11 protein-coding genes are annotated in these 6,431 nt (G+C 45.3%); all 11 read left to right on the top strand.

Annotated features, from left to right (window positions below):
* Nucleotides 1–276: hypothetical protein (locus tag A8L45_RS24815; RefSeq protein WP_175402074.1), on the top strand; the 276-nt coding region annotated here is incomplete at its 5' end.
* Entirely contained in the window at nucleotides 273–650 is a 378-nt protein-coding gene (locus A8L45_RS22950) for a phage tail protein (protein ID WP_068905673.1), read from the top strand. The genes A8L45_RS24815 and A8L45_RS22950, both read left to right, overlap by 4 nt.
* A complete protein-coding gene (locus tag A8L45_RS22945) occupies nucleotides 640–843 on the top strand; it encodes a hypothetical protein (protein WP_068905672.1) in 204 nt (67 codons plus the stop codon). The genes A8L45_RS22950 and A8L45_RS22945 overlap by 11 nt, the downstream gene beginning before the upstream one ends.
* Nucleotides 843–1,817 carry a contractile injection system protein, VgrG/Pvc8 family gene (locus A8L45_RS22940; RefSeq protein WP_068905671.1) on the top strand — a complete coding sequence of 325 codons (975 nt, stop codon included), beginning with the start codon at nucleotides 843–845 and terminating at the stop codon, nucleotides 1,815–1,817. The genes A8L45_RS22945 and A8L45_RS22940 overlap by 1 nt, the downstream gene beginning before the upstream one ends.
* Before the next feature lie 5 nt (nucleotides 1,818–1,822).
* Nucleotides 1,823–3,076 carry a tyrosine-type recombinase/integrase gene (locus A8L45_RS22935; protein ID WP_068905670.1) on the top strand — a complete coding sequence of 418 codons (1,254 nt, stop codon included), beginning with the start codon at nucleotides 1,823–1,825 and terminating at the stop codon, nucleotides 3,074–3,076.
* A 73-nt stretch (nucleotides 3,077–3,149) separates the two neighbouring features.
* A complete protein-coding gene (locus A8L45_RS22930; protein ID WP_068905669.1) occupies nucleotides 3,150–3,488 on the top strand; it encodes a MarR family transcriptional regulator in 339 nt (112 codons plus the stop codon).
* Nucleotides 3,489–3,913: 425 nt separating this feature from the next.
* On the top strand, nucleotides 3,914–4,378 hold the full coding sequence (locus tag A8L45_RS22925) for a hypothetical protein (RefSeq protein ID WP_068905668.1): 465 nt from the start codon (nucleotides 3,914–3,916) through the stop codon (nucleotides 4,376–4,378).
* Nucleotides 4,379–4,581: 203 nt separating this feature from the next.
* Nucleotides 4,582–4,797: a hypothetical protein gene (locus tag A8L45_RS22920; protein ID WP_068905667.1), complete on the top strand. Its 216-nt coding sequence runs from the start codon at nucleotides 4,582–4,584 to the stop codon at nucleotides 4,795–4,797.
* Nucleotides 4,798–4,832: 35 nt separating this feature from the next.
* Nucleotides 4,833–5,384, top strand: a complete 552-nt coding sequence (locus A8L45_RS22915; RefSeq protein WP_068905666.1) for a KilA-N domain-containing protein — start codon at nucleotides 4,833–4,835, stop codon at nucleotides 5,382–5,384.
* 163 nt (nucleotides 5,385–5,547) lie between these two features.
* The gene (locus A8L45_RS22910; protein ID WP_068905665.1) at nucleotides 5,548–6,147 is read left to right on the top strand and encodes a hypothetical protein; all 600 of its coding nucleotides are present in this window, start codon (nucleotides 5,548–5,550) and stop codon (nucleotides 6,145–6,147) included.
* Between the two features lie 7 nt (nucleotides 6,148–6,154).
* The gene (locus A8L45_RS24810; RefSeq protein WP_175402073.1) at nucleotides 6,155–6,322 is read left to right on the top strand and encodes a hypothetical protein; all 168 of its coding nucleotides are present in this window, start codon (nucleotides 6,155–6,157) and stop codon (nucleotides 6,320–6,322) included.
* Nucleotides 6,323–6,431 lie beyond the last annotated feature (109 nt).

Below are 6,431 nucleotides of genomic sequence, written 5' to 3'. Positions count from 1 at the left end.
GAGGAAATTGGCAGTTGGTTTGGCCGCAAACTGGACTCGCCGGATGAAACTGCAGAGAAAGTAGCCGAAGTGCAGCGAAAAGAAGCCGAGGCGCGACAACAACCCCCGGTCAACTTTGCCCCGGTGATCACGTCAATGGCGGTAAGGGACAAGACGAAAAAGCCATTGCTAACGAAGTCACAAGGCAAATGGATGCGCAATATTCCTACCTTACAGGCGGCAACTCCGTCTCCACCCGGCTTGCTTATGCAGCCATCGATCAGGGCTAAACCATGAACCAGCATTTAATCATTGGTGAGTTTGCGTTCAGCGTAGGGGGTAAAACCCCTATTTCCCGCATGACCCGTACCACGCCCGGTGCGTTTGTAGAGGTACCTGTTGTACATGGTGCGCGGTCAGCGTTTACGGGCAGGGCGAACGAAACTATCAATATCAACGCTAAGTGGCTCAGAACCGGCGCGGCTGAAAAAGTGCAGACGCTGAGAAACATGGTGGACTCAGTCCAACAAATCAGCGACGGCCAAGGCAACAATCTGGGGAAATGGACCATCAAATCACTTACTGAGGGGCGCACTGAGTTGATTGAAGATGGCCGCGCCATGGTGACTGAGGTTCAAATTCAGTTGATGGAGTACCGCAATGCAGACTGAGGCGCGAAAAGGTGAGCTGATCACCGACCTGATTTTCAAACATACCGGACAGGACAATGATGCGCAGGAGGCGGCTTTTTATCGCTTAAACCCGCATGTGCGCGGGGAGGTATTCACGGAAACCACCATCGTCACCTTGCCTGCCGTTATCCAAACCAACAACCAACGACAACCAACCCGGAGCTGGGATTGATGCTTGAACTTACTGGAAAACATGCTGATTTGATGCTGTCCCGTCTCAAAAGCTGGCGGCTCGAAGATGGCAACGGCATTGAGGGAGACGCCCTCACACTCACTATTGATTCTGATGATTTTGACGGACTGCCGCCCAAGGGGGAACGTTATCGGGTGGCGATTGATGGTGTAGAGCGAGACATTTTCTCTATTTCACAGCGCGGCTTCTCCCTGAATCCGAGAGATATCACCTTGGTACTTACTGTGGCCCCGTTCTCAATCAAAGACCAAAGCGGTTACCGGGAGCGAAAAAGTGCCAGTTGGGACAACGCAACCCTTGCAACTATTGTCGGCGATACGGTTACCCCCCACGGCTTCGCGTTTTTTATCGTCCCGGAATTACAAAAAATTGTAATCCCGCATGTTGATCGTACTGATGAGAGCACTCAGGCGTTTTTATCCCGACTGGCGAAAAACTTCGACGCCATTGCAAAGCCGGTTCACGATACCTTTGTGTTTGTGCCAAAAGGGAAGACCAAGAGTGCCACAGGCAAACCGATTGAAAACATTACCTTGTCACTTCCTGCAGATAATCGGCCAGACAGCCCCAACTTTGTGAACGTGTCCGGTGAGCTGGATGGCCGCAATGAGTTCAACGGGGTAAGAGCCTTTTATCTCTCCACCGCCGATGGCACCCGGCAGGAGGTAAAGACCGGATCGCCACCATTTAAGCTATTGGGCAGAGACAAAAACAGCCAAGCGGAGGCTGAACAGTCATGCGCGGCTGAGCTTCGAAAAATCCGTCGGGAAGGGCGAAAACTAAGACTTGAAGCACCAGTGAATCCCGCCGCTTTTGCAGAGGGATTGATTGAACTCGATACCAGCTTCCCGGCTATGGTCGCGGGGCGATTCAGTATCGATAAAGTGACCATTTCAGGGCAGGGACTGTCACCTGAGCGCATGACTATTCAGGCGACTGCCGCGGAGGAATAACTGCAGTGAATCTTAATCAACGGGCGTTTTTTGCCTCGACCATTCCCCTTAAAATATCCGATGCTCAAATCAAAAAACATATGCCCGATCTTCGGGTAAGACAGCTCAAAGATATTCGCACCTCACTGTACCTGCGATTTAATGCCGAGCGTTCCGGCGGCACATGGTGGTTTTATCGGTATCAGGATGGCAAACAACACAGCTACCGGATCGGCACATACCCCGCCACACAGGCCAAGGATGTGATGGCGTTAGTAAGCGCAACCACGGTTAACATTGCCAAAGGGGAAGTGGTGAGTTGCAACAAATTCAACACGGTAGATGAGCTGATCACCTGGCATGTTAAGCGGGAGTTCGCCAGAGGAAAGTCCAGCCGCGCCCGACTGAATAACCTGAAAAGCATGGCAGACAAGCACTTAATCAGTATTTTTCACGGCCAGCCTCTAACCACACTCGACCACGACACCTTTGATAATGAGCTCGTCCAGCCGCTGTTTGAGCTGGGGTACTCAGTAAGTTATGTAAAAGCGTTGTTTAGTATGGTCAAAACGGCTTTTTCAATGGCGAAAAAACTCAAGCAGATCACCTCAGACCCGGTGAGGGGCATTAAGTTTATGGACTTCTTTGCAGATAACTTCTCTCTGACTAAAGCACAGGTGAGAGGGTGCCGGCTCAACACGGACCAGTTGCCTGATATCTTACTCAAAACTCAGCAAAGTCCGCCTGCAGTGAGGGTGTTGATCACCATGATACTTGCTCACGGTACCCGTATTGGTGAAACCCGTAAGGCACAATGGAGTAATATCAGCTTTACGCAGAAAACATGGCGTATCCCGCAGACCGACACCAAAAACAAAAGCGAAATGGTATACCCGCTGAGCCCTGACATGATTGAGCTTTTGCGCTCATACCGCGACTGGCAAATTGCCCTAGGCTATGAGGGTGAGTGTGTGTTTCCGGTTTCCTTCAAAAATGACCAACCGCTGTATGGATCACTGGCGAGTGAATGGGTGAAGTCCGTATCGGGTAAAGCATGGTCAGCCCATGACCTTAGAAAACGGGCGAGGTCGATTTGGCAGAACATTGGTGTTGATTACATTGTCTGTGAGTTGCTACTGAACCACGCCAGAGACAAACTCGATCAAGCCTATATTCACAGTCACATGGAGTTGAAGAAGAAAGAAGCGCTTGAAGCCTATCATTTATGGTTAAAATCCTGCTGCGCAACCTGTTTTGAGCCTGTCTCGATAGATCGTTAATCCCTCATATTCTCCATTAAATTCAGATTGTTATATGTAATCTTGGGTAAATCCAAGCAAATGAACTTAACCTATGAAAAATAATCCAAATACTGCCCTTATTGACCCAAAATTGTCAGAAATCGCAAGGCAGGCGCCTCAACAAATTAATCGGATTAGACTGAGCAAAACGCAACTGAGAGTGCTTGAATCGATAAAAAGGGGTGAGACTGTCACCCCTCATGAGATAGCTAACCGCTGTGAAATTTCCCAGTCCTTTGCCAGTACATTACTCAAGCGGTTAGTTGAGAAAACCTATCTGGGCAGGCGCTCGGAGTCGTCCGGTACAGGTGGTCTGAATTATTTTTACGGTCTGATTGATTATGCTGCTTTTGGGAATCCTTTGGATAGCATTTCTAATCCTTCTTTGTAAGACTCTATCATGCCCATAAATTTCAAATACTCAAATGAAAAGAACAATAAACATCCAACTAATAAAGATGCTGACATGAAACACGCAAACGCCATTAAAATTAACTTTTTCATTCTTATAGCTCCCACAAAATAGACGATATTGTCTATTTCTAATAACGAGTCTAATGAAAAAAACGGAGTTCAAAACCTACCCAAATTGTGGTTTCGTTCGGGAAGTGTATCCTCTGGTGTGTGTTCATTGAAAAGCGGCTCCGAAACTAGCTCTTGGTGACACTCCTAGATATTTTTTTAATACTTATGTTTGTGCTTCATCGAACCCAAACGTCGGTTTTTTCAAGGGAAACTGTCAAGGTGATTTCCCTAGATTCCCTAAGCTTAGAGCTACAAAATGCATGCATCATTTGAACCGATAAGGTATTTAAATTGAAAAAAGTACAAAGAAATGAAGTGGCGAATATTTTGCGTTGGAGAGGTTCGGATTCATGCAAGCTAGGTTTCGGTAGTAATGATAATTGTCCTGAAATGTCACAAAAGTACATGACATTGTCGGTTGCGTGGAAAGCCTTTAAACAGGGTATTGCCAACTCAGAACAACAAGCACTGTGTTATGAAATCCACAAGGGGTTAATCAAAGGGCTAGTCGCGGATGGAGAATATCCGGCAATTATTCGCGGGGCAAGAGTTGAAAGCTTGGTAAAACCTGACCGACGGATTACACTGCGTGATCCAATGTCTATCAGTGAAGCTATTGAATATATTGCTAAAATGGATGGCAAAACTGCCGAATCAGTTCGAAAGCAGTGGAACCGTTGGCAAAAAGCAGAATCATCCGCACGTGAGGAATGGATGGAGCAATTTATGTCAACCAAGGTCTGTGATTTTACCTGAAATGATACAAGAGTTATGCACCAAGAACTAAGGCAGCAGTGCTGCCTTTTTGCATGATATTTATGCTCTAACTAATGGAAGCTGATTTTAATCACTGACAAATGCGGGAGTTAGTAACTCTCTCCACATAGCCCATTTAAGCTTGATACCTTGCCACGCTGCAAAGAGGGCGTTTTCGTTTTTCTATTGCAACCAATCCCTTATTGCCTTATCGTAAGAAAGCACTGGCAAAATCCAGTGTCGGGGTTGGTCTCCCGAAATTCGAAAGGGCGAACATCGCCAGCTTTCTGCTGGTTTTTTTGTTTGCGGCATCCGCACATCTCAATGGTGAGCTGGGTGAGAGCGCTCCGGCGCGCCGTTTCCTTTTGAGCGGTAAGACCAATCTCATTCAGTTCGCCACCAGTGGTTGGTCTCACTGATGGCGATATCAGCACGATATCAAAAGGAATCCATCATGCAGACATTAGTTATCGAATCCACAAGAATCAGAACACATCAAGGGCTTTACTGCCTCAATGACCTTCACAAAGTATCCGGTGCAGAAAAAAAACATCAGCCAGCTCTGTATTTCCAGAACCAACAAACTAAAGATCTGATTGTGGAGATTGAATCTCAAAGCGATCAAGGAAATCCTAGATCGGTTATGACTAAGCGAGGTGGTAACTTTCAGGGCACTTGGGTATGTAAAGAACTTGTTTATGCCTATGCCATGTGGATTAGCGCCAAGTTCCACCTGCAAGTCATACGGGCATTCGATAGCCTGCAAAACACCCCAAAAACACCAACCATTGCCCAGCCTCCACGCATGAGAATGTTAGTGTCGATAGAACAAGGGCAAGTGGTCAGCACACAACTCATTGCCCCTGAATGCATGGTGTTTGATCCAAATAAAATACATCAACTTATCGAAGAACCTGGCTACTTCAACGCCAACGATTACCGTCGCATTATCGAAGTCGCCACCGGAAAGCTGTCAGAACTCGCCGCAGTGGCTAGCCAGCGTTGAGGGTAGGGTATTAAAAAGGGCAGCGTTGCTGCCCTTGTTCGTTTTGGCGTCAAAATAAAATTCACATTGAAGCTGGCTACAATGATTTGGTATTTGGCAACTATGGTATAATCGAAAATAAATTCATTTTAGATGATAAATTTAAATTGTAGGTGACTCTAACATGTATTATTTGAATCTGGCTTTTTTGTTATTAATTTATTCCTCAAGTTGTTTTTCTGATACCTTTGTTGAGTTAAAACAAGAACAGATTATAAAAGATTTGAGCTGCAACCAACATTCTGACAAGCCTTATTGCTTTTTGAACTCAAAACTATTCAAAGAAAATGGATTCATGATTCTCAATTGGCAGTTAAATTTAGACCAAGTGATGAATGAAAAAGCTGATATTGAAGAAGTAATTTATGAAGTTTCAGTGCGACTCTTAGCCACGTTTAGTCGTGAGGGAAAAGAATATTATAAACTAGAAGAAGATGATTTAAAGTACTTGGTCAGAAATCAGAATAAAAATATCAACACTATGATTGGCACATTATCAAAATATAAAGGTGATATTTATGTTGGTTTTACAAAGGTAGGATTTAAGTCTCCACGTAGTATAACATATAAGATTATTAAAAATCCTAAAGGGATTAATAGCCCTGATGACTTAGTATTATCGAGTTGTCATAAACTTAAATTAGATGTGGATTTTTCAGAACTAAGCGACGAGATAATAAATTCAGTTTGCTACTTTGGAGTACAAGAAAAAGTTCGGAACTAAGTGAACTTTGACCTTATTACAACACCATCTGATTGAGTCTATGCTGTTTGAGTTAAGTGGCATAGGAAAACTCATCGAAGAGCCCGGCTACTTCAACGCCAAAGATTACCGCCGCATTATCGAAGTCGCAACCGGAAAGCTGTCAGAACTCGCCGCAGTGGCTAGCTGCCGTTGAGGGTAGGGCATTAAAAAGGGCAGCGGTGCTGCCCTTCTTTCTGGTTTCGGTTTTTCTTCAGTGTGAGCTAAAGCCAAGGCTGACGATAAATGGTTAATCATCATATGAG

Origin of the sequence: Veronia pacifica, assembly GCF_001707825.1 — a bacterium.
In the GTDB taxonomy this organism is placed as follows: domain Bacteria; phylum Pseudomonadota; class Gammaproteobacteria; order Enterobacterales; family Vibrionaceae; genus Veronia; species Veronia pacifica.
The sequence above is the reverse complement of the archived record's forward strand: the minus strand, read 5'-3'. Positions and strand labels throughout refer to the sequence as shown.